Annotated in this window: 19 protein-coding genes and 1 pseudogene; 9 read left to right on the top strand and 11 right to left on the bottom strand. The window is 63.2% G+C overall.

Going from position 1 to position 24,656, the window contains the following annotated elements; genetic code table 11:
* Window positions 1-50: 50 nt before the first annotated feature.
* Window positions 51-1,676 carry a sulfatase gene (locus tag ABEL04_RS10655; protein ID WP_375802375.1) on the top strand — a complete coding sequence of 542 codons (1,626 nt, stop codon included), beginning with the start codon at window positions 51-53 and terminating at the stop codon, window positions 1,674-1,676.
* A 252-nt stretch (window positions 1,677-1,928) separates the two neighbouring features.
* Here ABEL04_RS10655 and ABEL04_RS10650 read toward each other — a convergent pair whose 3' ends face one another.
* The 3 genes from ABEL04_RS10650 to ABEL04_RS10640 all read right to left on the bottom strand — a co-directional run bounded on the left by ABEL04_RS10650 (window position 1,929) and on the right by ABEL04_RS10640 (window position 4,818).
* Window positions 1,929-2,762, bottom strand: coding sequence for an ABC transporter permease subunit (locus ABEL04_RS10650; protein WP_375802374.1), 834 nt, complete (start codon window positions 2,760-2,762; stop codon window positions 1,929-1,931).
* Entirely contained in the window at window positions 2,759-3,694 is a 936-nt protein-coding gene (locus ABEL04_RS10645) for an ATP-binding cassette domain-containing protein (protein WP_375802373.1), read from the bottom strand. Before ABEL04_RS10645 ends, ABEL04_RS10650 begins: the two co-directional genes overlap by 4 nt.
* A gap of 446 nt (window positions 3,695-4,140) precedes the next feature.
* Complete coding sequence (locus ABEL04_RS10640; protein ID WP_375802372.1) at window positions 4,141-4,818, bottom strand: hypothetical protein; 678 nt, start codon at window positions 4,816-4,818, stop codon at window positions 4,141-4,143.
* Window positions 4,819-5,177: 359 nt separating this feature from the next.
* Here ABEL04_RS10640 and ABEL04_RS10635 point away from each other — a divergent pair.
* Window positions 5,178-5,426, top strand: a pseudogene (locus ABEL04_RS10635) (helix-turn-helix domain-containing protein); the annotation flags it as partial.
* 634 nt (window positions 5,427-6,060) lie between these two features.
* On the opposite strand, the gene ABEL04_RS10630 reads toward ABEL04_RS10635, so the two are convergent.
* Window positions 6,061-8,154, bottom strand: a complete 2,094-nt coding sequence (locus ABEL04_RS10630; RefSeq protein ID WP_375802371.1) for a WG repeat-containing protein — start codon at window positions 8,152-8,154, stop codon at window positions 6,061-6,063.
* Window positions 8,155-9,212: 1,058 nt separating this feature from the next.
* On the opposite strand from ABEL04_RS10630, the gene ABEL04_RS10625 reads away from it, so the two are divergent.
* The 3 genes from ABEL04_RS10625 (at window position 9,213) to ABEL04_RS10615 (ending at window position 13,308) form a co-directional block, all read left to right on the top strand.
* Window positions 9,213-10,226, top strand: a complete 1,014-nt coding sequence (locus tag ABEL04_RS10625) for a DUF3667 domain-containing protein (protein ID WP_375802370.1) — start codon at window positions 9,213-9,215, stop codon at window positions 10,224-10,226.
* A gap of 129 nt (window positions 10,227-10,355) precedes the next feature.
* Window positions 10,356-11,669 (top strand): patatin-like phospholipase family protein, encoded by a 1,314-nt coding sequence (locus ABEL04_RS10620; protein ID WP_375802369.1) that lies wholly within the window; start codon window positions 10,356-10,358, stop codon window positions 11,667-11,669.
* 88 nt (window positions 11,670-11,757) lie between these two features.
* Window positions 11,758-13,308: a YifB family Mg chelatase-like AAA ATPase gene (locus ABEL04_RS10615; protein ID WP_375802368.1), complete on the top strand. Its 1,551-nt coding sequence runs from the start codon at window positions 11,758-11,760 to the stop codon at window positions 13,306-13,308.
* A 52-nt stretch (window positions 13,309-13,360) separates the two neighbouring features.
* Here the strand turns inward: ABEL04_RS10615 and ABEL04_RS10610 are convergent, their stop codons facing one another.
* From ABEL04_RS10610 to ABEL04_RS10585, 6 genes are all read right to left on the bottom strand, one after another.
* A complete protein-coding gene (locus ABEL04_RS10610) occupies window positions 13,361-13,768 on the bottom strand; it encodes an ExbD/TolR family protein (RefSeq protein WP_375802367.1) in 408 nt (135 codons plus the stop codon).
* Between the two features lie 44 nt (window positions 13,769-13,812).
* Complete coding sequence (locus ABEL04_RS10605; RefSeq protein WP_375802366.1) at window positions 13,813-14,550, bottom strand: MotA/TolQ/ExbB proton channel family protein; 738 nt, start codon at window positions 14,548-14,550, stop codon at window positions 13,813-13,815.
* A gap of 31 nt (window positions 14,551-14,581) precedes the next feature.
* Entirely contained in the window at window positions 14,582-15,583 is a 1,002-nt protein-coding gene (locus ABEL04_RS10600; protein WP_375802365.1) for an SPOR domain-containing protein, read from the bottom strand.
* Between the two features lie 33 nt (window positions 15,584-15,616).
* Entirely contained in the window at window positions 15,617-15,814 is a 198-nt protein-coding gene (locus tag ABEL04_RS10595; protein WP_375802364.1) for an HU family DNA-binding protein, read from the bottom strand.
* Between the two features lie 136 nt (window positions 15,815-15,950).
* A complete protein-coding gene (locus ABEL04_RS10590) occupies window positions 15,951-17,666 on the bottom strand; it encodes a hypothetical protein (RefSeq protein WP_375802363.1) in 1,716 nt (571 codons plus the stop codon).
* A 39-nt stretch (window positions 17,667-17,705) separates the two neighbouring features.
* Window positions 17,706-20,741, bottom strand: a complete 3,036-nt coding sequence (locus ABEL04_RS10585; protein WP_375802362.1) for a tetratricopeptide repeat protein — start codon at window positions 20,739-20,741, stop codon at window positions 17,706-17,708.
* 189 nt (window positions 20,742-20,930) lie between these two features.
* On the opposite strand from ABEL04_RS10585, the gene ABEL04_RS10580 reads away from it, so the two are divergent.
* The 4 genes from ABEL04_RS10580 (at window position 20,931) to folB (ending at window position 23,657) form a co-directional block, all read left to right on the top strand.
* A complete protein-coding gene (locus ABEL04_RS10580; protein WP_375802361.1) occupies window positions 20,931-21,167 on the top strand; it encodes a hypothetical protein in 237 nt (78 codons plus the stop codon).
* Between the two features lie 116 nt (window positions 21,168-21,283).
* The gene (locus ABEL04_RS10575; RefSeq protein ID WP_375802360.1) at window positions 21,284-21,955 is read left to right on the top strand and encodes a hypothetical protein; all 672 of its coding nucleotides are present in this window, start codon (window positions 21,284-21,286) and stop codon (window positions 21,953-21,955) included.
* A 270-nt stretch (window positions 21,956-22,225) separates the two neighbouring features.
* Entirely contained in the window at window positions 22,226-23,164 is a 939-nt protein-coding gene (locus tag ABEL04_RS10570; protein WP_375802359.1) for a PfkB family carbohydrate kinase, read from the top strand.
* Window positions 23,165-23,228: 64 nt separating this feature from the next.
* Window positions 23,229-23,657, top strand: a complete 429-nt coding sequence (gene folB / locus ABEL04_RS10565; protein WP_375802358.1) for a dihydroneopterin aldolase — start codon at window positions 23,229-23,231, stop codon at window positions 23,655-23,657.
* Window positions 23,658-23,672: 15 nt separating this feature from the next.
* Here folB and ABEL04_RS10560 read toward each other — a convergent pair whose 3' ends face one another.
* On the bottom strand, window positions 23,673-24,527 hold the full coding sequence (locus ABEL04_RS10560; protein WP_375802357.1) for a type 1 glutamine amidotransferase: 855 nt from the start codon (window positions 24,525-24,527) through the stop codon (window positions 23,673-23,675).
* Window positions 24,528-24,656: the final 129 nt, after the last annotated feature.

The raw sequence follows: 24,656 nt of genomic DNA, 5'->3' as shown, positions 1-24,656 counted from the left end.
CCTTCGGGGTCGAAGGGGTGCTGTTTTTCTCGCACACCACGAGTGAACCGATGCGTCTGCCCTCTTCTCGCTACTCGTCGTTTTGGGACGTCTCCGCCCTTCTCGCTGCCGTGATCGCCTGTGTCCTGACGGCACCGACATTCGCCCAATCGGGCCAGGCCAGTGCGGATCGTCCCAATATCGTCTTTATCTTCAGTGACGATCACGCCGTGCAGGCCCTCGGGGCCTACGGCGGACGGCTTGCTCACCTCAATCCCACGCCGGAGATCGACCGTCTCGCGGAGGAGGGCATGGTCTTCCGCAACGCCTTCGTCACCAACTCAATCTGTGCCCCCAGCCGGGCTACCATCCTCAGCGGCCAGCACAGTCACATGAACGGTGTACGGACCAACCAGACGTCCGATAGCCTCGCGGAGTCGGTCACAACCTTTCCGGAACTCCTGCAGGACGCGGGGTACCAGACAGCCATGATCGGCAAGTGGCACCTAAAGAGCGAGCCGCAGGGCTTCGACTACTGGGAGGTGCTTCCGGGGCAGGGCGTGTACTACAATCCCACATTCCGCCGACCCTCGGATACGACCCAGTACACCGGGTATGTGTCGGAGATCATTACAGATCGGGCCATCCGCTGGCTCCAGGAGGGCCAGAACGAGGACGAACCGTTTCTCCTCATGTACCAGCACAAGGCCCCTCACCGCAACTGGCAGCCCGGCCCCGAGCACCTCACGACCTACGACGACGTGACAGTGCCGGCGCCTCGAAGCCTCTTCTACGACTATTCGGGGCTGTCATCGCCAGCGACGATGCAGGAGATGGAGATTGCCAACGACCTGTCATGGGGCTGGGACCTGAAGCTGAACATCCGCCCGGGAACATCCAGCGACTCGACCTACTGGGCCCGCCGCATGGTCAACCGCTTCACGCCCGAGCAACGAAAGGCCTGGATGGACGCCTACGGGCCGACGAATAAGAACTTCCACGAGGCGTACCGCGACGGCGACCTCCAGGGCCGCGACCTAACGCGGTGGAAGTACCAGCGATACATCAAGGATTACCTTCGCTCCATCCGGTCGATGGACGATCAGATTGGCCGTCTGCTTAACGAGCTTGACCGACTTGGGGTGGCCGAGGAGACCATCGTCGTGTACGCCTCGGACCAGGGATTCTTCCTGGGCGAGAAGGGATGGTTCGACAAGCGGTGGATGTACGAAGAGTCCTTTCGGATGCCGCTGCTGGTGCGCTGGCCGGGTGTGGTGGAGCCCAGTTCGGAGAGCTCGGCCCTCGTTCAGAACCTGGACATCGCCCAGACCTTTTTGGACGCAGCCGGCGTGAAGGCCCCGGATGCCATGCAGGGCCGGAGCCTGAGTCCTCTCCTTCGGGGCAAGACCCCCGACGACTGGCGAGATGCGCTCTACTACCATTACTACGAGTACCCTGCAGTGCACAGCGTAATGCGCCACGAGGGGGTCCGCACCGACCGGTACAAACTCATCCACCACTACTGGGCCAATCAGTGGTCCCTCTTCGACCTCCAAACGGATCCCCACGAGCTTAACAACGTCTATGGCCATCCCGACTACGCAGAGGTGACGAAACGTCTGAAGCGCAAGCTTCGGCAGCTCAAGACCCGATACCAGGTACCCGACTCGGTCACGCAGGCTGGGCCCGGCCGGTAGAGGGCCGGGAACGGAAAAAGATGTTCGGCCAGGGCTCCCTGTCTCTGGCTCCCTGCTTTTCAGGGCCGAAGAGATCCCGGATGGGTCACACGCGTGGATCCGGCAGTACGGCCCAAGACGACTTCCCCACTCCGTTCAGGGCGCGATAGAAGGGGTGGTTGACCTGTTCGACAGGGAACGGACGTGCCTTGGCCTAACGCCCGGCGTTGAAAGGAACGAGGCGCTGTCGGCGGTCTCGTTCTGGGAGCAGGCCTACAGGTCGGTCCGCTGGTACCTGGCGGACCCGATTGCCAGTGACACCAGCGCCCACAGCGTCAGTACGATTAGGCTAAACCAGTTCGTGAGGAAGAACGGCTCCGAACCGGATCCTGAGAGGAATCCCCCGATGGCATTCTGGTAGGCGCCGCTGGGCGGCAGCTGGAACAGGAACGCGACCCAGTCCGGCCTCGCCCCAAGATTTCCTGCCGAGACCCCGCGGGGCACCTGGAAGCCATTGGCGACGAACCAGGCCCCCAGGGGCACGACGTCCCATGCGAGTTCGAAGAGAACAAGCAACAGGACACTGATCGTCGCCGCCCGGGTGGTGGAGGTGGTCGACGCGGAGACGCCGACAAAGACGGCCGCGTACGCCAGAGCAAAAAACAGCGTGACGACGACGAACATGGCGTAGTCGACCGGAGAGAAGGGGACACCCCCGGCGAATACGACCGCGAGCATGACCACGAGGCCGACGGCGACAGGGATCGTGAGCACGAGTCCGCGGCCGACAACCTTCCCGAGGATGACGTCGCGGCGGGTGTGGGGCAGGCTCAACAGCAGTTTGCCGGATCCGCTTTCGGCCTCGCCCGCGACAGACTTGTAGCACACGACTACCGAGGCGACGGCGACGAACAGCGTCACCGGCGAGGCGAGAAAGCCGAGCAGGCCGATGGTCGACACCTCCGGCTCGGCAGTGATGTTGGGAACGAAGGCGTACAGGCTTGCCACTCCCGCCGCCAGCGCCAGAAACACCACCGCCAGTGCCCACAGCACCCGCGACCGGCGGGCGTCCTGAAAGTCCTTCCGGGCAACGCTCGTCCAGCTCACGACGGATCCCCCCCGGGCAGGGCAGCCTCCCGGTCCTCGGTGTAGCGGGCGAACAGTTCTTCGAGGGAGGCCTCCTCGGTGGTGAAGTCGCGGATTTCCGCTCCGCAGTCCTCCAGCGCGTGGAGGATGGTGGTCTTGCTCCCGCCGTTGGTGTGAACGGTCACCACGTCACCGTCGACGGCTACGGACTGAACCCCCTCAACGGTCTCCACACGCTCAACGCCCCCCTTAGGGACGGTGTCGACGGTGATCGTGAGTGCCTCTCCTGCCTCCGTCGCGTCCCGCAGGCCCTCGATGGTATCGACGGCGGCGATCCGGCCGCGGTTGAGGATGGCGACCCGATCACAGATGGCTTCCACCTGCTCGAGGATGTGGCTGGAGAAGAACACGGTCGCTCCACGGTCCCGCTCCTCACGGATGATCCGGCGCATCTCGCGGGCGCCATTCGGGTCCAGGCCCGTGGTGGGTTCGTCCAGCACCAGCAGGTCGGGGGTGCCGGCGAGCGCCATCGCCAGCACCAGCCGCTGGCGCATTCCCTGGGAGTAGTCCCCTGCGGGTCTATCGGCCGCATTCTCGATGTTCACGCGGGCCAGCAGCGCCTCAGGATCGTCGTCGACGTGCAGGGAGTCGAGGGCGAACTGGACGTGTTGGCGGCCGGTGAGGCGGTCGTACACCTGGTAGGCGTCGGGCAGCACGCCTGTGCGCTCCCGAATGGCCAGGGGCTCGCGCTGGGCGTCAAACCCGAGAACCATCGCCCGTCCGGCGGTGGGGCGGACAAAGTCCAGCAGGACATCAATGGTGGTAGACTTCCCGGCGCCGTTGGGACCGAGGAAGCCGAAGATCTCCCCCTCCTGGACAGTGAGATCGACGTTGTCGAGGGCGACCACGTCGCCGAAGTGTTTCGTGAGGCCCTCCAGCTGGATCGCTGCCATGTCTGAGGTCAGGCGGATTGGAAGGAGCGGGAAATCGGGAGACAAACGACGCGCCAAGGTCCGTGTGGCAACTCCGCAGGACACCGATCGTTGCGAGGGTCGAGGCCTGCGGCGTCAGGATCCTGCTGAACTCGTCCGTAGGAGCGAACGACCTGGAGTCGACCGTTGTCCCCACGATCACCCCACTGGTAACACACGACGATCTTCTGGTACGCCGCGCAGGGGGGAACGTTCACGATAGCCCCCTTCGTCTGGGATCACCCGCACGAGCGTGCGGCTGACGATTATCAGAGCCGACGATGGCTGGAAACGACATCATAGCAGGCGTGGGCTCGACCCTGGCCCCAATGTGATGGAAAATCAGAACCAACGGTATCGTGAAAGGCACAATCGGTGGATAACTTCACGAGCTCGGTCACCCGGGGAAGAGGGGAGCAAAGATGGGATCAGAAGCGCCCGAAGCGAAGGGAGAGCTGGCCGTAGGGGGCGCTGAGATCGCTATCCGAGACGTCCGCCTTCTGCAGATCCGATCCCGAGACGAGCCGGTATCCCCCGCTGAGCCCGATCCGAAAAAAGCTAGTCACGTTGAGTTCGGCGCGCGCTCCCAGCTCCGCGGCAAACACAGCAGACCGCTCGACACCTTCATCCGACACCGACACGCCGGCCCGGAAGCCCTGATCATCGACGAGTTCAACCGTGCCCCCGCCGCCGACGAGTTGGGCACCGTAGTGCAAGAGCTCGGAGGGGGCGCCGATGTATTCAAGAAGGAGGCCCATGTACCCCAGATGAACCTGCGCCGACTCAGGATCATCCGGAGCCCGGTTCCGCAAATCAACCTCCGGACGCGGGGCAACGCCTCGCAGGGCACCCCCAATCACGAAGCGCCTGTTGAGCACCCAACCGCCCTGGCCGCCGATCATGGCGGCCGTCTCGCCGTTCAGGGTCGTCAGAGCAACGGTCGGGGCCCCGTAGCCGCCGCTCGACTGGACGCTTCCGAAGAGCGTCTCGTCCTGAGGTGCTCCATTCTCCTGAGCGAGCGCGGACGAGACCCCGAACCCGGCGGCGAGGGACAGAAGGAATGCGGCAGCGAAGAAGCGTGTAGGTAGCGCGTCGACATTGGACATGGGAGGGCAGAGGGAGGCTGTGTTTTTCGTTTTCGAACAATGGATCGCCGATGGCGTCCTGCGCCGACGCCGCCCACAAAACGGCCGTCCTACACTCTGTTGTTACGGATATTTTGAGAAAAACATCAGGTCCAAAAGATATTCATGCCGCACGGATGGCCCTGCAATTGGATGGTCTTTTCGACCCTCACGGGTCTTGTATAGACCGGGGACATCCTTAACACATTGCCAGCTATAAGGGTACCCCCGAAAAACTGATGTTCCCATGCCCTGGCAAAACCAATCCAAGATGTTCCTTAAACTCGAATTCGTCATGCTCGCCGACCTACAAGGGGCCAACATGAGCGCCCCTTTGCCGACGGTTCAACATCAGCCGTCCCACCGGCTACAAGTGGCTGGAGCGCTACCGAGAGGAAGGCCCCGAAGGCCTCGAAGAGCGGTCTTGGCGCCCGAACCACTCGCCGAACAAAACGCCCTCTCGGGTGGAGGAGGCCGTCTGCGAGGTGCGCAATCGGCACCCTGCCTGGGGCGGTCGCAAGATCCGGGCTCGTCGTAGGTTTGCGTTGTCGGGGTCGGGCACGACGGTGAGTCCGGGCGGCGCTGTGTGACTGCAGGATGCACTCAGCTGCCCTCAGGCCGTGCTCTCGCAGCTCTCGATGGGAAACTCAAGGGCGTGCTCATCGACTCGAGTCCATATCAGAAGCGTGCCTTAGAAGTGGAAACAGAGAATGAACCCATCTTCAACACCCCGTCCGCCGAGGCGACTGATTTTGAATAACTACCTGCGAATTATACCCAACATGATAGCATTAATTGTACTTTTTGAGGGCTCGGCGCCCCTCTCTGCTGAATGGATTGCTCGCAGAGAGCACGATCGGTAGTTTCGGTCGGTCTCAACGCAGGTCGAAGTAGGGAAGTAGGACGAACACGGCCCGAATATGTGTCTTTTCCTACAATGATTGTAAAATCTTAACACCCAATGTCTGAATCCTGCCGGGCCGCCAGCGGGGGTGTTGAAGATGGGAATGAAGCACAGCGCTCTTCTGTAGACTCTCAGTTGACGCTTTTGGGGTCCGACCCCTTTTTCATTGCTGCCACCTTGCGGGTGCGGAAGACGGGTTCTCACCCGCCGCAGCCGGTGAGGATTGGTATCTTCTCCGCCCCCCGACGGTCTGATCGGAAGGCTCCGACGTATCCCCCGGAAGGTCCCCCGCGCTGGCACTCCTGGCAGTGAGAGACGAATCAGTTCTCGGAGAGATCGTAAACGACTGGCTCAAGATCAACAGCCGTTGTATAACCTGCCCCTTTATACTCTCCTACAAGATGTTCGTCAGAAAATGAGAGGTCATCTTGGGTAACTTCTCCGTCGGGAGCAGTGACGCCCTCCTTTGTAAAATCTTTTCGGTACGTCTTCACGTACACATTTTCTTGAGAGTAAGAGACGACATGATGATACTCGACGTAATGATCATCGAATCGATCGACAACTCGGTTAACGTACTTACCGGTGGAGCCGTCGAAGTTTTGGATTACAGATCTGGAGCCATAGGAGCTTACGCCTCCTCCTTCTGCCTTCTCACTGACCCGGGCGGAGATTTCTAGTTTCTGATCGTTCGGATAGTACTTGAAGATAAGCTTATCATTGTTGTCGATAAAAAGCCTGTCTCCATCATCTTTGAGGATAAAACCGCCCTTATCAGAGGATCCATTTTCTGAATTAATTGATGTCTTGTACTTGTTAGGGTGGACGTTGATTAAAACGTAACTCTCGCTGTTATCAGCGTCGGTGTACTTGATTTGTCCTTGTGTCCACAGTGACGACTGTCTTTCTGTCTTCACGTTCATGACCGAGCCGTCCCGAGTCGCGTCGGTTGGAAATTTGATGCAGTCATTCTCGTTCTGTTGAAAAGCCCCACTGCTTAGACTGAAGCGGTAGCCCAGGTTCTGCGCCTCCAGTTCGTCCGGGTCCATGAAGGACGGTTCTACTGTGATCGGCTGGATCTGAAGGAAGGTATGACCACTCTTGCGCTGGAGTGGGGGAACGTGGTACCGAAAGGTGTCTGACTCTTTTCGCTCGAACACGTCATTCCCGTAGTAAAACCGTCTGTTCACGCCCTTGTAGCCAATTTCGATGTAGCTGGCTGCGGTCGTGTCCCCAAACGATTTGAAGTCAGCACACTTCGCCAGTTGCTTTCGTTCCTCGCGGGCTTCGGCCTTCTCCCTGCGCTTTTCGGCTTTCCGCTCCGCCGCCCGGATCGAATCCTGCTGGCGTTTGAGATATCGTCCGTCCTCAAACGATTGCCGGTAAATGATGTCCCCTGATTTATTGATGTACGCGTAGGCGCTGTTGGCGGCTTTCCCAAAAGATCCGACCTGAATCACACGTCCACAGTTCTTATTCTCCTCGACGAGGCCTACCATGGCGAGGCCTTTGTCGAAGGTATGGCCGTGGCAAATCTTGAATCCCTCAATCGGGGAGGTAATTTGTGGATTTCCGTTTTCGTCGATGTAATAGGCCCTCTCCTCTGTTTTCACGAAGGCAAGTCCCTCCGAGAACGGTTTGGCCTCTTCATACGCCGGGTCGATTGCCCATTCTCCGTTCGTATCGATGTAGCCGAACGGCTCGAACGCACCAGTCCTTACGGGGGCCAATCCGTTTTCGAAGTGACCCACTTCTTCGAACTCCTGTTCGATGACGATATTCCCGTTTTTGTCGATAAACCCGTAGTCATCTCCGAAGTCTTCTTGGAAATACGCCAGTCCAGCGTGGAAGTCACCTACTTCCTCGTATTCGGGTTCTATTACGACGTCCCACTTTTTATTTATGTAGCCCTTTTGCTCGTCCTTCGCAAAAGCGGCGAGCCCATCGTGGAATGGTCTGAGCATACTGTACTCCGGGAATTTCTTCACGGTGTCCCCCTCTTTGTTGATGAGGGCCAACGAGCCATCGACCATGGCAGGAGCATACTCGCCGTTGAAGGGATCAAAGGGAGCGCTGTAAAACTTTTTGCCCCCATAATTTCGGTATGCAGCACGCTTCTTGCCGTAATTTGGGGGAATTTCCCATTCCCCTTCCCGGTTTAAGAAACCCCACTTGTTTTGCCCTGCCGTTCGGGCCGCCGCCAATCCATCCTGAAAAGACAAGACCTGAGGGTACTGGGGCTCGATTTCCCATTCCCCTAGAGCATTGATAAACCCCCACTTGGTTTTCTGCTGCATCGGGTACAGGGCGCCTTCCTCCTGCCCATGCACCAGGGAGGGCGACCCGCAGTAGCCAAGGAGGGCGGCGAGAAGGAAAATGGAAGTGCGATGAAGAACAGAACGGTCGTATTGCATGGAGAATGAGCGCGGTTCTCAAGATGTGATGAAGGTACGTCGCGAGAGTTGAGGGGACAAGAGGGTTGAAATCTCTTGGTACCTGAACCTCATAGAGAAACCTTCCCCATTTTGTCGCTGGGATTTCTAACCGCTAAAGTGTGAATGAAGAAACAAAATTTCAATGTTGTTCTCTGTTCTGGAACGTTCTGATCCGGACGACTCAATTCTCTGAATGCTTACCGAAGCTACGAGAACCCCAATCTCAGGGCGAACAGGCCCCGAGCAGCCAGTCTCCTGAAGACGCAAGTGCGCTTCGGCTCCGGCTGCTCATCGGGATCGGCACGGAGCCGGGAGTGATCGCTGCCGCCTGGCTCGCATACATATGCAGGCTGTCACTGAAGGGGGGGTAGGTAGTCGGCGGACTGCTTGGGGGTGGGGCCCTGGGCCCTGGTGCATGCCACACCCCCGGCGGTGCCATCGAGCCCAATTTGCGCGCTGGAATGGCTTGACAAGTGGGCTCGCTCCCTGTACGTGTGGGAGACGGTTGCCATCAGGCTGTGGCCACCGGGGGCTGGAGTATTTTCCCTTCTAGGCCTGGGTAGCGGAAGGATCCTGGAGATGTCGCATCACCGACCAAGCGGGCATTCGGTTGGGGAGTTCGGGCATGCGTGATTCTGCTCGTAGGAATTGGTCCTGGTTATCTTGTCCGTCTCGTCGGGGGCCCGCCTCCGCTGCGCGGTGCGGGGAGGAACTCCGATTTAGCCCAACGCTTCGCCAGAAGGGATTGGCCGTCTTGTGAGGACCGCGTCACGACCTAAAATCCCGATGACCCCACAGCTCTTGCGCGTGCAATCACGTAAGACTCCACGAGCGAATCAGGATTGTCGGGAGGCTTGCCCAGGTCTTTCAACTCTGTTACGCCCGTGCCTTGACGCCTCAGAGATTGATCTCGTTACCTTCGACAGTGGTGTATTTCGGGAAAGGTTGGCCTGTCCTCGCCAGCCGGATTTCCGGGACGGGCCGTACCTGTGGTGCTCCGGTCTCCTTGCTGATCGACATGCGGGGACGAGTCCATTGTGTCTTCTGAGTGCGACGACCAGGACGAGCCGACCACTCTTTCGGGCCAGGGCATGGAGAACGGCTCTGAAGCGGGGGGCGCCGCCGCCGAGTGCCCAGCCTGCGGGCGGCGGTTCATTGGGACCTACTGTCCAGACTGTGGACAGGAGGCAGCCTCATCGGTCTCAACCGGTGGGGTCCTAGAGGATTTCATGCGGGAGTTCCTGGACATTGAGCAGGGCTTTCTGGAGACAGTGTGGGCGTTAACCGTTGTCCCGGGGCAGGCCCTGCAGGCCTACTTGAATGGGGACCGGAACCGGCTCATGAGTCCAGGTCGCTACCTGCTGGCGACCTTAGTCATTCAGTACGTAGCGATCCGCGGTCTGATCTGGACCGATGCATTGGTTTCGGTGCGGGCGTCCGCTATCGCCGAACCGAGCGGGCTGCTCTCTGACGACGCTCCCTCGACTCTGACTCAAACAGTCGCAGCCCTTCTCCAGTTTGTCGAGTCCCAGGAAGGGCAGATTGTCACCTATTTGGCTGTGGTGGGCCTATTCAGTCTGCTGCTTCGGCTCCTGTTTCGCGAGCAGCTTCGCCGCAGGCCCGATGCCGTGGTGCTTTCGAGCTTCCTCGTCGGGCACGCCGTACTGCTGGAAACGACCGTCCATCTGGCCTCGGTCCCCCCTGCACGTCTGCTCTCAGGAACCCCCGTCAATCCGGTGTCTCGGACGATCTTCGGCGTGTTCTTTGGGGCCGCCTTTGCCGTTTTCCTCGGATATGTTGGGTGGGCAGCGTACCAGTATTTCGGGCCGGGACCGTGGAGTGTAACGAAAGGCCTACTGGGCGCGACCTGGGCGCTGGTCGAGGCGGAGGCCATCTTCGGCCTCGTTGGGATTGGATACATCCGCTGGTTGGCTTGGCGGAACCCAGATGCGTATCCTGTCGATGGCGCTGCACTCATGGGGTTGGGCTGTCTCTGCGCGGTGCCCCTTCTTCTGCACGCCGGCACCGCGGTGTACGACCGACTGCGGTAGCATCGGCCGCGCGAGGCACTCGTCCAACACGGTCGGCCCAACCCGCGGGCCATCGGCACGCGGATTGCGCTTCTGCTGGATGGTCGACACCTTCAAGGCGTCGCGCTCTGCTCAATGTTGATTCCTGGCGTGCTTAAGGCTCTCCGGCGGTACTGGACGCAACTCCTTGGGACGACTCGGCAGCAGCCACCCACGCCCGGCATCCTTCTCACGGGGGGAGGAGCGCGCTCCGCCTACCAGGCGGGCGTGATCCGCTACATTGCCGAGGCCTTTCCCGAGGCGTACTTTCCGATTCAGACTGGCGTGTCGGCCGGTGCCATTAACGCCGCTCATCTGGGCAACCACACGGGCACGTTCAGGGACGCGGCCCAGCACGTGGTGGATGCCTGGACCGGGCGTGAGCTCGAAGACATCATCGTGGTGGAGTCCCGTCTCAGCCTCCTCTGGGATATGCTCTGGGACGCACAGGCGGCGTCTCCGGAGGAGCCCACCTCGGCGAACGTGCGGTCAACGCACGGCCTGCTGGACACCACACCCCTCTCGGAGACGCTCCACGACCATCTCGACGAGCCGGACGGCACGCTCTCGGGGGTGCGTCCCAACCTGGCCGAGGGACGCCTGCGGGCCCTGGCCGTCGTAACCACCGACTACGCTACAGGGCAGACGGTCACCTGGGTGCAGGGGGAGGGCTTCGACGCGTGGGAGCGGCCCGACCGGATCGGGCGGCATACGCAACTGACCGTCGACCACGTGATGGCCTCCTCGGCCCTGCCGCTCGTCTTTCCGGCCGTGCGCATCGGGGGCTCGTGGTACGGGGACGGCGGCATTCGCCTCTCCGCGCCCCTCGCCCCGGCCGTCCACCTTGGGGCCGACAAGATTCTCGCCATCTCGACCCAGTACTCGCGGAGCCAGGCCGAGAGTGAGGAGATCGAACTGGAGAGCTACCCATCTACGTCCCAGATCGTGGGCGTGCTCATGAACTCGATCTTCCTGGACTCGCTGCCGCAGGACGCCCACACCATGCACCGCATCAATACGCTCGTGGAGGAGCTGCCGGCCCACCGGCGCCACGGCATGCGGCCGCTGGAGCTGCTCCAAATCCGGCCCTCCGTAGACCTGGACGCCCTCGCGCACGACTACCGCGACCAGGTGCCGAGCCCCATTCAAACGCTTACCAGTGGCCTGGGGACCCGCGAGCGAGAGAGCCCCGACTGGCTGAGCGTGCTGCTCTTCCACCCGGGCTACATCGAGCAACTGCTCGAAATCGGCTATGGCGACGCCCAGGACACGCACGATCAGTTGGAGGCCTTCCTGGCCGACACGGCGGCCGGCGCAGCGGATCCCCCCGGGCTTCGGCGGTGCGACGGCGCGCTGCCCGCCAGCGACGAGGACGACAATGGGGACGTAGAACCGAGCCCGTCCGCCTCCGCCGAATCGCCGTAAACACGCGGCGCGGCGGACGTTATGCCACCCGGGACGGATGTGTCTACTCAGTGTATTCCGTTGCTGCCAAATCGATACACTGAGTTCCATGCTGAGTCAGGTCTGGAGCAGTACCACGCACGGGGTGGAGGCCCTGCCCGTCGAACTCGAAACGAACGTCGCCTCCGGCATGCGGGGCCTCTCAGTAGTCGGGCTTCCGCGGGCGGCGGTGCGCGAGAGCTTCGACCGGGTGCGCGCCGCCCTCGAGAACAACGGCATTCCCGTGGAGTGGGGCCGCATCACCATCAACCTCGCCCCGGCCGACGTGCCGAAGGAGAGCGCGGCCTTCGACCTGCCGATGGCGGTGGGCTGGGTGGCTGCCAGCAGCGACACGCTCAACGGCACCGTGCTGGACCGCTACTGGCTGACGGGCGAACTGGCCCTGGACGGGACGGTGCGCCCCGTAAACGGCGTGCTGCCGATGGCCCTGAAGGCGCGGGAGGAGGACTACGAGGGCGTCCTGGTGCCCGCTGAAAACGCCGCCGAGGCCGCGGTGGTGGACGACCTCACGGTCTTTCCGGTCGAGACAATCACCGAGGCCTTCGAGATCCTGCAAGACCCGCACGGGCCGGACGCTCCGGATCCGCATACCAACGACCTCGACGCCATCTTCGACCAGGCCCGCCAATACCGGCGCGATCTGAGCGACGTGCGGGGGCAGGAGAACGTGAAGCGGGCCCTTGAAGTGGCGGCCGCCGGAGGACACAACGCCCTCATGGTTGGTCCGCCGGGCTCCGGCAAAACCATGCTGGCCCGCCGCATGCCCACCATCCTACCCCCCCTCAGCACCGACGAGGCGCTAGAGACGACCAAGATCCACTCCGTCAGCGGCGAGTTGCAGTCCGACCACGGCATCCTCGCCACCCGTCCCTTCCGCGCCCCGCACCACACCATCTCCGACGCGGGCCTCTGCGGGGGCGGCGCCCACCCCACGCCCGGCGAGATCTCGCTCGCGCACAACGGCGTCCTCTTCCTCGACGAGCTACCCGAGTTTCAGCGGCGCGTCCTGGAGGTGCTCCGCCAGCCGATGGAGGAGGGACAGATTACCATCAGCCGCGCGGAGACGACCGTCACCTATCCGGCCCGCTTCATGCTCATCGCGTCGATGAACCCGTGCCCGTGCGGCCACCTCAACGACCCGAACCAGGAGTGCGTCTGCACGCCTGCCCAGGTGCAGCGCTACCTCGGCAAAATCAGCGGTCCGCTCATGGACCGCATCGACCTGCACGTGGAGGTGGCGCCGGTGGACTTCGACGAGATGAGCGCCGAGCGGACCGGCGAGTCCTCGGCCACGGTGCGACAGCGCGTGGTGCGGGCCCGAGAGCAGCAGTCGTGCCGTTTCGGCGATGCGCCCGACATCTACAGCAACGCCCAGATGGACGCGCAGCGGGTACAGACCCATTGCGACCTCGACGACGCGGGGGAGAACCTGCTGCGCACGGCATCGGACCGTCTCGGGCTCAGTGCGCGCGGCTACACCCGCATCCTGAAGGTGGCCCGTACGGTGGCGGACCTGGAGCAGTCCGATCGCATTCGGCCGGCGCACGTGTCCGAGGCCATCCAGTACCGCTCGCTGGACCGGGACTGGTGGAACGGATAGAAGACGAGAACCGCGGCGGACGCCCTCACACGGAGCGCACAGCGGCGTCCCGCTACCGCAACCGCCCGCTGCGCTCCGTCGCCACCAGCACCCGCATGTTGAGCGCCCGGGCCACCGAGGCCACCGACGCAAACTGCCCCACGCGCGCCTCTGCGTCGGCTCGCAGAATCAAGAACTGCTGATTGGACCGAATCGACCGGATCTCGTCGAGGAGGCGAGCCCTGGGGGTAGGAGACCCGGCCACGTAGTACGTCCCGTCCTTCGAGAGGGTGACCGTGATGGACTGTTCGGACACCATCGAAGAGCTATCCACCTGCGGCAGATCCACCCGAATTCCCATCTGCGGGACGAAGCTCGACGTGAGGAGAAAAAAGATGAGCAGCAGCAGCACGATGTCCGTCATGCCCGCAAGTGTGATGGTCGTCTTCGGCTCGCGGGAGGGGGAGAAGTCCAGTGGCATGGCGAGCAATGCGTGGTGAAGAGACCGATGAGAACCCTCCTAGATCACCGAGGTAACTCCTCGGCCTGATCTGCCGACACCGGCTCCTGCAGCAGGTCGATAAAGTCGGTGGCAGAACGCTCCATATCGTTCGACAGCCGCCTGATGCGGCCGATCAGGAAGTTATAGGCGAAGAGGGCCAGGATGCCGATGAGCAGGCCGGTGGCGGTGGTAATGAGGGCCTCCCAAATGCCCCCGGCAAGCACCGACGGGTTCACATTCCCCTGCAGGGTCTGAATCTGTCGGAACGCCTGGATCATGCCCAGTACCGTGCCCAGGAACCCAAGCATGGGGGCAATTCCGGCGATGCTGGCCAGGAGATTGGTCCGCTTCTCGAGATCGAACGTCTCGTGCTTCCCGGCGGCCTGGACGGCTTCCTGAATCTCGGAGATCGGCCGCCCGAGCCGTTCGAGCCCCTGCTTCAGAATCCGGCTGATCGGGACGTCCTTGTCCTCGCAGTACCGAATGGCCGCCTCCACATCGCCGTTGCGCACGTACTCCCGCACCCGATCCGTAATCTCCTCGGGATTGGAGGCCGCCTGCCGGATCGTAATGAACCGCTCGACGAAGAAGTAGATCGTGAGGACCGACAGCAGGAGGAGCGGGACCATGACCCAGCCCCCGAGCACGAGAAGGTCGAGGAGCGACGAGGCCTGGCCCGACGCCGCCTGTGCGGTGTCCACGGCAGTGGTATCGACCTGTTGGGGAATCCCCCCCAGTAGCAGCGATTGAGCAGAAGACACGAAGATGGGTGAGGAGACGTTTTTGAAAAGGTCAGCGAGGAGGGAAGACCCAGGCCCCGTCCGGGAGTGTCGACTGAAGCTCGTCGAGGGCTGCGAGCACGGAATCCTTGGCGGGGTAGTCCCCCACGAGCACGCGGTATCGAGTCGTGTTTTCCACGGTGCTCTCGACGATATCGACGGGACGGTCGGACCCCGCAAATTGATCCTCATACCGTGCCGCTACCGATTCTGCCGAGGCCCGGTCAGCAGTAGAGGCCACCACGATGGCCCACCTTTCCGCCGAGGACTCTACGCTGTCCTGCACGCGCTCCTGGGCACCGGACGCGGTGTCGCGGGGCGATGAAGACTGCGGAGACTGGGACGAGGGGCGTGCCGGGCGTGCGTCCGGTGCGGACGCCTGGAGGGTCGTGTCGCTAGTGTCTGGGGAGGATGAGTACGGCAACGAGCCCGTCAGGGAAGACAGTGCTCCCGTCCGGTCGAGCACGAACCACCCGATTCCGATCAGCAAGACGAGTAGAAGCATGCCCATGATGACCTGAAACGAATCGGGGCCGCGGGCCTGCGCAGACGCGCCTGCATGGCTTCGGGACTCCTGGTCCTCGGGGGCGGAACCGGAGGTAGGCTCGACGCCCACGTCCGCCTCCGGTTGTTCCTCCACGACCGGGTAGTCGGGGGGGGCGTCGGAAGACTCAGGAGTGTCAGAGGGGGCCTGGCGGGGACGATCGCCGGCGCGAGCCGGAAGGGGCTCGTCCTCCTCCGGACCCCTGCCCGCTGGGGCGGACATCGGGGCCTCGGACACGTCCTCGGCGGAGAGGCCCTCGAACCGACGGTTCACCAGTCGGCGCAGAGAGGGGCTCGGCGTGAAGGTCAGCGTCCCGTCGTCCTCCCCGAAGGTTCCGAGCGCGGGAAGCCGCACGTCATCCTCCTGAGCCTGAGCCCGAAGCTCCTCCGACAGGGCCCGAAGCATCGTTCGCGCGCGCTCCTCCGACACGTCGAGGCGCTCCGCAATGAGAACATCGATGGACGCCGACATGGGGGAATCAGTTCCTGGACAGAAAGATGACGGTCAGGCCGACTCCGGATCGAAGCACACCTCGATGCGAGGGGGAGTCATGGTTTCGTCCTCGTCGTCCAGCGTACTGGGACGATGCTCGACCGAGAACGTCCCGAGCCCTGGGACCTCGACACGATTGCCCTCTGCGAGCTGCTCACGGAGGATATCGACGAAGGCGTCGATCACCTCTTCGGACGAAGAAGAACGCATGACCGGAACCGTTACAATGAGGGCAGGCAGTGGAGAATGGTGGGTTGCACTCCTACAGAATACGGCTGGGGAGGCTGATTGTAAACGCGACGGTGTCCGGCAGGGCCGGTCGTTGTCGGCGAGAGATCGGCGCGGCCTACCAGCGGATGCGAAGCCCCATCGAAAATTGGGCCGGGGGGCGTGGATAGCCCGACCAAAGCGTGGGCGCCCCAAACGCCAAATTCTTGGCCTGAGCGAGGAGCACGATGCTTGAGCCCAGCGCATACGAGCTTTCGAGGTCGAGAGTAAAGTACGAAGCGAGGCGGTTGTTCTCCGCCCGGCTGGCGTACCGGGGGCTCTTGTAGTGCCCCAGAATCTCGAAGAAGCCATTGCCCCCGGCGAACGAAACGGTAAGCATGGCATCTGCGGTAATGGGAGCGAAATTGGGAATGACCTCTCCATCACCGAGGGATCCATCCCGGAGGGACGCACCCAAGGACGCCTGAACGCCTTCCACGCCCTGGAGCGCGATCCGTCCGCGTCCCTGTAGGATGCGGGCCGATCCGTAGCGTACCCGGAAGACGCCATCGCTGTACCCGCCCTGCGCTCCGGGTTCGAAGAACCGGTAGGTCGGCGCGTACCGGTACCCGGCCGCGGCCACGAACCGGATGGGGCCCGACGCCAGCGTGAGGCCCGTCTCTGCGTTGGTGGTTTCGAGCGTCGGACGCAGAGAGGGCGCGTGCATTGCGTAAGGGTTCTCCGCGTAGAGCCGGTGGAGGGACGCCTCCACCCGCCGGGGCTGGTTACGGAGGTGCAAGGTCACCCCCTGAGCCACGCGCCACTCCACGTTTACCACCGGGGCGACGAACGTGGCACTGACGTGGCGGGTTGTCGGTGCAAAGGGCTGAGCGGGCGTGTCGAAAGCGAGCGCCCGTGCGCCGACCTCTACGGTCGATGAGTCGGTTCGGAACAACGAGAGAGTGCCGGCTCCGTCGAATCCGAAGGCGGAATCCGTGTCCTCCAAGGGGGCGCCCCCGAGCCAGGAGCGACTGTAGGCCACATCGAGGTGGGGCCGCAGGGCCACCGGTGCCGTTACGGATCCACTGAGCCCCAGTGTCCCCTGCCGGAAGTCCGCTCCGTTCCCTGTATTTTCGACCTGGAGGTGCGACGTGTACTGAGTGCGATCGTAGCGCACCTCGGCCCGGGCCGGAATCTCTCCCCGGCTCGTCAGCTGGAGGGAGGATCCAACCGAGTAGCCCTCCCGATCGGCCTGTTCCGAAGCAGGGGTCACCCCGTAGAGGGTGTAGCGCTCCGCCGAGCCGTGGAGTAGCGCGGTCACCTGAACCGGGTCGCGGGTGCTTTCGAAGCGCACCTGAGCCGAGGCCACGTCGGAGGGCGTGGCTACGGAATCACTCTGGAAGGGGGTGAAGCCTTCCGTTCCCGTGTACGTCCCGTGGACAGAAAGATGCTCGTTCGATGAGACGGGAACGAGCACTCGTCCCTCGAAGAAGCGGCTGTAGTAGCGCCCGCCCCCTCCCTCCACGAAGCCTTGGCGCGCGGCCGAGGCCGGAGCGATGGGCTCCGCGACCGTTTCTGGCAGGGGCAGGCTCTCGGGCAGGTCGTCGAGCTCCTGCTCGTACGGTTCTACGTACGGGCGATGGTCCGGCGGCACCGTAGGAACCTTCGGGGGACGGGCAAATCCGGTGAGGGGTTGCCGCTCGAGGGAGGGAAGGGCGATTCGGCGCTCCCCTCGAATCTGGATCTCCTGGGGGGCAATCTCGGGAAGCTGGGTCGTATCGGCCTGCTGGCCATGGGCGCCAGGCACGAGCACGCCCCCAAGAAACAGGAGGAGAAGCGAAAGGCGAAAAGGCATTGGAACTGAGCCGTCTGCTAAGGAGGGACAGAGCGGGAACTACAACGTCGAAGAAATCGATTTCTTCTCCTCTCGGGCCGTATCGGCGAAGGGTGTTCCAGGATACTTGCTCACCACCTCATCGTAGAGCTGAACGGCTTGTCCCGGATTGTCGAGGGCCTGATGCGCCCGCGCCTGTTCCAGCAGCGCCCGGGCCTGCCACTCGGGGTATCCGGCGAAGAGAGAGGGCATCCGTTCCAGTTCTCGGACCGCCTTTCGGGGCTGGCCCTGCTTGCGGAGCAGGCGGCCCAGGCGGTAGAGCGCCTCGGCCCCCGTCTCGCTGTCGGTTCCACTGACGACCGCGCGATACAGGCGACGGGCGTCCGACGTGCGCCCCTGCTGCTCGCGGATCCGGCCGAGCCCGAGCTGGGCCGAGGCCTGGAGGGGCCCCTGCTTCTGCGACGACAGGATCTTGGACAGGAGTGACTCCGCCTCGCCGGTGCGTCCAAGCTGAAGCAGGGCCATGCTCTGCCCGTACCGGGCCTGTGCCCGGAGCCCGTTGCCGGCCTGCGAACCTTCGGCGGCCGCACGGTACGCTTTCGCGGCCTGCTTGTACTGCTCTTGGTCGAGGTAGATTTCCCCGAGCCGGAGGGCCCCCTCGGAATACTGCTCGCTCTGAGGATACTGGTCCACGAGCTGCCTGAGGTAGTTCTTCGCCTCTGTGTATCGGTCAAGGTCCGCGTAGAGGAGCCCGAGGTAATAGTAGGCCTCCGGAACGAGCGAGGCCATCGAGGAGGTCCGCACGAACTCGCGGAAGAGCTTGAGCGCCCGCTTCGACTGACCGCTCTGGTACGCCGCCCGGGCCCGCTGGAAACGCAGCCGGGCGGCAAGGTTGGAGCCGGGGGCGCTCGCCGCGATCGAGTCGATAAGTGCCGGGGCTCGGTCCTGCTGACCCGCAGCGTTGAGGGCAAAGAAAAGGCCAGAGGCGGCATCGCTGGCGGTCGAACTCTCCGGGTACCGTTCCAGCACCCGACGGTAGGTCTGCACGGCCTTGCTCATCTGCCCGGCGTTGTAATGCGCGTCGCCAAGGGCATACAGTGCGTCAGGGGCGCGCTCATGATCCGGATATTCGTTGAGGAGTTGACGGTAGCCCGCCCGGGCGGCCTCGTAGTTCTGCTGCTGAAAGTGAATGTCGGCGATGCGGTACAGGGCGTCGGGACGCCAGGGACTGTTGGGATAGCGCTCAACAAACCGACGAAGCGTTTCGAGGGCGGCGCTGGGCTGGTCGCTGTAGTACAGGGCCTTGCCCGCCTGGTAGAGGGCATAGTCGTTGCCTTTCCCGTCGACCCGCTTGTAGGCGGCGATAGCGTCCTCGTAGCGCTTGAGCGCAAAGTAGCAGTCCGCCAGTCGCAGTCGGGCGTCCTGACGGTATGGAATATCGGTGTCCGCCGCCCCATCGTACGCGTTCAGAAATCTCCGGAATCGGCGCGCGGCTCCCTCGAAGCGACGCTGCTTGAAGTGGGTCCAGGCAAGCGCATAGTGGGCGCCAGCCGTTTGGGCGTCCTCAGGGGTTTTCTTAAGATACCGCCGGAGAAGGGCGCGGGCGCGGGCATAGTTGTCCTGTTGGTAGTAGCTGTCCGCCCCCCAAAAGAGGGCCTTCCGGCCCCGCGAAGTCTCGGGATAGGCCTCGGCCAAGGACGCAAAGGCCGACGCGGCCTCGCTGTAGCGCTGGTCCCGATAAAGCGACCATGCCTTCTGAAAACGGACCTCCGCCTTCACGGACTCGCCCGCGGCATCCTGCTCGATGGCCTGATTGTACGCCTTCAGCGCGCGGTCCAGCCGGCCGCTGGCAAGGTAAGCGTTTCCCAGCCAGAGGGATGCCTTGCCAAGCCGCGCAGGAGGAAGGGAAGACTCAATCGCTGCCTGAAAAGCATCGGCGGCCTTCTCGTATCGCTCCTTCTGGTAGAGGAGCAGTCCAATTTCGTACTGGGCCTCGGCGGCGAGCCGTCCCTCGGACCGAAGGTTCGAGAAGGTTCGGTAGAGGTCAAGGGCCTGCGTCCGCTCCCCGAGCAGGGCTCGGTTAACGGCCTCATAGTACGTAGCTGGGGGCGCAAGCGGGGAGTTCGTATTCCGCACCTTTAGGAAGGCGGACGCTGCGGCCTCGTGATCGCCGGACGCGTAGTGCTGCCAGGCGAGGCCGTACCGGGCGGAGGGGACATACGGGCTGTTTGGATGCTCCTTAAGAACGCGGCGGTACCGCTTGATCGCCTTCTTCCTCTGCCCCAGTTGCTGAAAGCACTCTCCAAGAAGGAACTGAGCCCGGGCCCGCTCGGTGCCCTGGAGTTGTGGAAGTCGCTGCCTGAGCTCCGTTGCCGCGTCCCCGAACCGGTCGAGGCGGTAGTAAACCTCTCCTAAAATGGTCCCGAGATTCTGCGAAAACGGCGAATCCGGGTATCGCTCGCCCAGCGCCTCGAACGAGGACGTGGCTTGATCGTAGCGCTCCAGGCGCACCTGCGTGACGCCCGTCGCGTAGAGGGCCGCTGGGGCGATTTGCGCCTCTGGGTACTCGGTGCGCGCTCGGTTGAAAGACCGAAGGGCCGCCTTCAGATTTCCGCGTTTTCGCTCGGTCCGCCCCAGGAGAAAGAGAGCGCGGGCGCCTTCCGCAGCCCGACGAGGCTCCGCGGCGATCTCCTGCAGTTGGCGTTTCGCGCGCTCGGTATTGCCCTGCTTGAGGTACCGCTGGGCAAGACCTAGGCGGGCCTCCTGGGCCCGCGGGTGCGCAGGATGCTCGCGCTGGAGCTGGTTCAGCAACCGACGCGTTCGCTCGTCGTACCCCTGCGCCAGGGCCGATTTGGCCTCCAGGTAGAGGGCCTGCGGTGAATAGATCTGGGTCGGGTGCGAGGCCCGGAACGCGGAGAGGGCCGACGAGGCGCTCGGATACAGGCCCTGCTGATACAGCTGAACCGCCGCGGCGAAAGAGTGCGCAGGACGGGTCTTCTCCCGCTGCGCCTGAGCAGAGTGCACCGCGCCCCCCGCGAACACGCAGAGGACGGCGAGATAGAGCCAGCGGGGTCCTGTTTGGAAGGCAGCAAGCATCATGTGCGAACTGTTGGACTGCACGTCAGTCGAACATAGGTGCTCCCTAATCAACGCTCTCTCGTACGTCGCCAACAGAACGCGGTTCGTTGATCCACGTTCGGCTCGTTCTGGTGGCGGAATTGTCCGACGAGGCGGGGCTCGCACAGCGAAGTGTTTTCTCCGAACTGTCCATAGCTCCGAAATATTATGGCCGAAGATCGATCCACGCCAAACCCTGCCGACGAATTTTCGCCATCTTCTGCCGAGAACGCTGGACGCCCCGGGCCCGAGGGCTACGCCGGCCCGTCGGGGCCTTCGGGCGGCAGCACGCCGACCTCCTTTTATCTTGAGATGGCTGAGCTTTGGGTACAGGAACACCAGAAGGCATCCATGCTTGGGGCGTTTGCGGTCGGGGTCTTCGTCGGTGCTCTCGTCCGCGACTGAGGAATACCTACGGCTCGATGCCGGTCGGCTGGACTTCGAGTCCCCTGGCTTCCCGATCCGGCCACTGATGCTTCCTTTCCGCTGCCCCTGTCCACGTCCAAACTAGGCCACATTCTATGAGTCCGGACGAGTCCAAGAACGACTCCGAGCCCGATCCCCCATCGTCGACGTCCACGGCCGAGTCCGACGAGGAAATTGTCGGGGAGATCCGCGCCCTGTTGAAAGAGCTCCGGGCCGAGGTGACCCGGCTCAAAGCACACCGGGCGAAGGAGCAGACCGAAAACTGGATCCAGCGGCATCCCATGTTGGCAGTGTCCGTGTCGGCCGTCCTCGGGGGCGCGGCAGGGTACGGAACTGCCCTCGCGCGCCGACCGCGTCCCCCGAATCTCTCGGAGCAGGCGCAGCGCGGCCTCGGGCGCCTGGCTGGTGAGATCCGCCGCGTGGCGTCCGACGTGGGGCGAACAGTTACCAACCGTGCCGCACAATCGGGCCAAGAAGCACGCGAGCAGCTCCAGGAGTCGGGGCGGCAGTTGGCGCAGGGGGCCCGGGAGGCACCGGCGGTGGAGGCCCTTCAGCAGGCCCTCGAGGAGGCTCCCTCCGAGGAGGTTCGTGAGATCGGGAAGAGCCTCGAGAAGATGGCGGAGGAGACGCTCGGTGAGCAGGCTGAATCCGTGCAACGAGCAGTGTCGGAGATCGACGATCGTCCTACCCTGAAGCGAGCCCTGTGGAGCATCGTCGGTCTGGCTGCGGGCAGCTTTGTTGCGGCACAGGTGCGCCGCTGGCTGTGAACGAGTAGGAACGGCGGAGCACGCCGGAATCCACCGACGGGGCCCGGGGCGGCACTCGCGCCCCAGCCCCCAGCCTCCGTCGCGCGTTCGAGCACCGGTGCTCTGAGGACAGGGGTTTATCTTGGTCTGCGCGGTCGTAACCTGTGTGGAGCTGGCGGATATCGACGAGGCCACTTTGTCACGGAATTCGTCCTTCGGGCGTGTCGAGTGCGTTCGAGAATGGCTACCTTCGTCCTGTTCGCAAGCGCTATAGAACGACACCCGATTGTTGTGAGCATACTTGCTGTTGGCACCGTTGCCTTTGACTCCATCGACACCCCGTTCGGATCGGCCGAGCGTGTGCTGGGGGGAAGCGCCTCCTACCTGACGCTTGCTGCCCGCCACTTCTGCGACGATGTTCGCCTGGTTGGCGTCGTGGGGGGAGACTTCCCCGCGGAGTACCGGCAAATCCTCGCCGATGGGGGCGTGGACCTCAGGGGGCTTGAGGTCGAGGAGGACGGGGAGACGTTCTTCTGGCATGGCGAGTACCACTATGACATGAACGAGCGGGACACGCTCGACACGCAGCTCAACGTGCTCGCCTCGTTCGACCCCGACCTTCCGGACGCCTACCTGGATAGCGACATCGTCTGCCTCGGGAACCTGGAGCCAGAAATCCAGCGAACGGTTCTGGATCAGGTGGACGATCCGGACCTCGTGATTGCCGACACGATGAATTACTGGATCGAGAACACGCCCGACAGTCTCCGGGAAACCCTCCGGCTGGTCGACTGTCTCGTGATCAATGACGCCGAGGCCCGCGAGTTGGTCGACGACCCCAACCTCGTGCGGGCGGCGGACAAGATCCGTGACCTGGGGCCCGAGACGCTCATCATCAAGAAGGGAGAACACGGAGCCCTGCTGTTTACGGACGGCTCCGTCTTTAGCGCTCCTGCCTACCCGCTGGAAGACATCCAGGACCCAACCGGGGCCGGCGATGCCTTCGCGGGGGGGCTGGCCGGACACCTTCACCGCTGTGAGGCCGTTGACCAGACGTCTCTACGCCGAGCCGTGGTGTACGGAAGCGTCATGGCGTCTTTCGTGGTGGAGCGCTACGGGCCCGATCGCCTCCTTGACCTCGGTCCGTCCGACATTACCGACCGGGCCCAGTCGTTTCAGGACCTGGCCGCCATCCCGACGTTGGTGCCGCTGCAGAAGCAACCGGCATGATGGCCGTTCCTCGCCCGCTGGGCCTGACAGACACCCCCGTTGTGGTTGACTAACGTTCGTCTCGATGTCCGATTCTAAGTCCGAGTCTCTTGCCGAAACCGTCTCGTCTTCTGCCCGGTCCACCACGGGAATGGTCAGCCTCGTCAACGCCGTGTTCTACGGGCACCACGGGGTGATGCAGGAGGAACACCGGGTCGGGGGCCGGTACGAGGTAGACGTGCGCGTGGCTCTCGACTTTGAGGAGGCGGCCGTGCACGACGACCTGACGCGAACGGTCAACTACGAGCAGGTGTACGAGTTCGTGCGAAAGCTCGTCACCGAGAACAACTTTTACCTCATCGAGAAGCTCGCCTACCGAATTGCTCAGAATGTGCTCGAGACCTACCCCGACGTGGAAGGGGTGGAGGTCACGGTCCGGAAGCCCAACCCGCCCGTTGGGGGACCCTGCGATCGGGCCGAGGCCACCTACACGATTGACAACTCCGACGCGTAGCCGCTGCGTCGTCGGTCAGGCGGAGTGGCCGCGACGGGTGCCCCGAGCGGCATCGAGCCCGCGAGCGGCCGAGCGTAGACAATCGTCGACCGAGAGGACGAAGGAAGGATCGAGAGAGACTGATTGCGCGACGAACGTGGCCAGGAAGTTGTAGAGCAGGTGGTCTACTTCGGTCGTTGCGGCGAGGTTGTTGAGGACGCGCTGCACGGTCTCCTCGTCGGGAAGCGCCGTCCGGTAATACTCGCGGTACACGAGAATCCGTTCGCGCTCGCGGGCGGCATCAAGCTCGCTGTGGAACTGCGTCCCATAGATGGGCATGCCTTCCACCCGAAATGCCTGATGGGGCTGATCGTTGCGCGCCAGTTCAATGGTGCTGGGGGGGAGCTCCAACACCCGATCGTGGTGCCCCATGTTGGCCCGGAAGCGCCGAGAAAACCGTCGGAATAGAAGATCGTCGGCACCGGCATCCGTGAGTTCCACCCATCCGCATCCCAACTCGGCCCGCTCGGGATCATGAGCCACGCGGCCGCCGAGGGCACGAACAATAACCTGGTGTCCCCAACAGGAGCCCATGGTTGGTAGCTCCCGCTCCACGGCGTCGCGGACGAGGGCGTGCAGCGGCTCGGTCCAGGGATAGGTCTGCGTTGCGGAGTACTTCCCAGCGCCGCCGATGAGCAAGGCATCGACCTTGTCCAGCATGGACGGGGAAGGCTCGTCCCCACGGGCCAGGTTCAGGGAATGCAGCTGCGCCGACGGCAGCCGAGCCCGCTCGAGGAAGCAGGACCGCTCCTGCTCCTCCATACGAGAATCGCTCCGGCACTGCACCAGCAGGACGTGGAGGGGTGGGGACGACAGTGGAGAGTCCACCATGGGGGTCGGGCCGCCTTGCAGGAATGAGTGGAAAATTTAGTGAGAAGAGCCTCCACCGAGAGTCATCCTGTTCGTACCTTCCACATACGTCGCATGGAGGAAGATAGTTGAAAAAAGTGAAAGAACTAG

The organism is Salinibacter sp., assembly GCF_042218895.1.
GTDB lineage: Bacteria > Bacteroidota > Rhodothermia > Rhodothermales > Salinibacteraceae > Salinibacter.
This window is presented reverse-complemented; position numbering and strand designations above follow the sequence as displayed.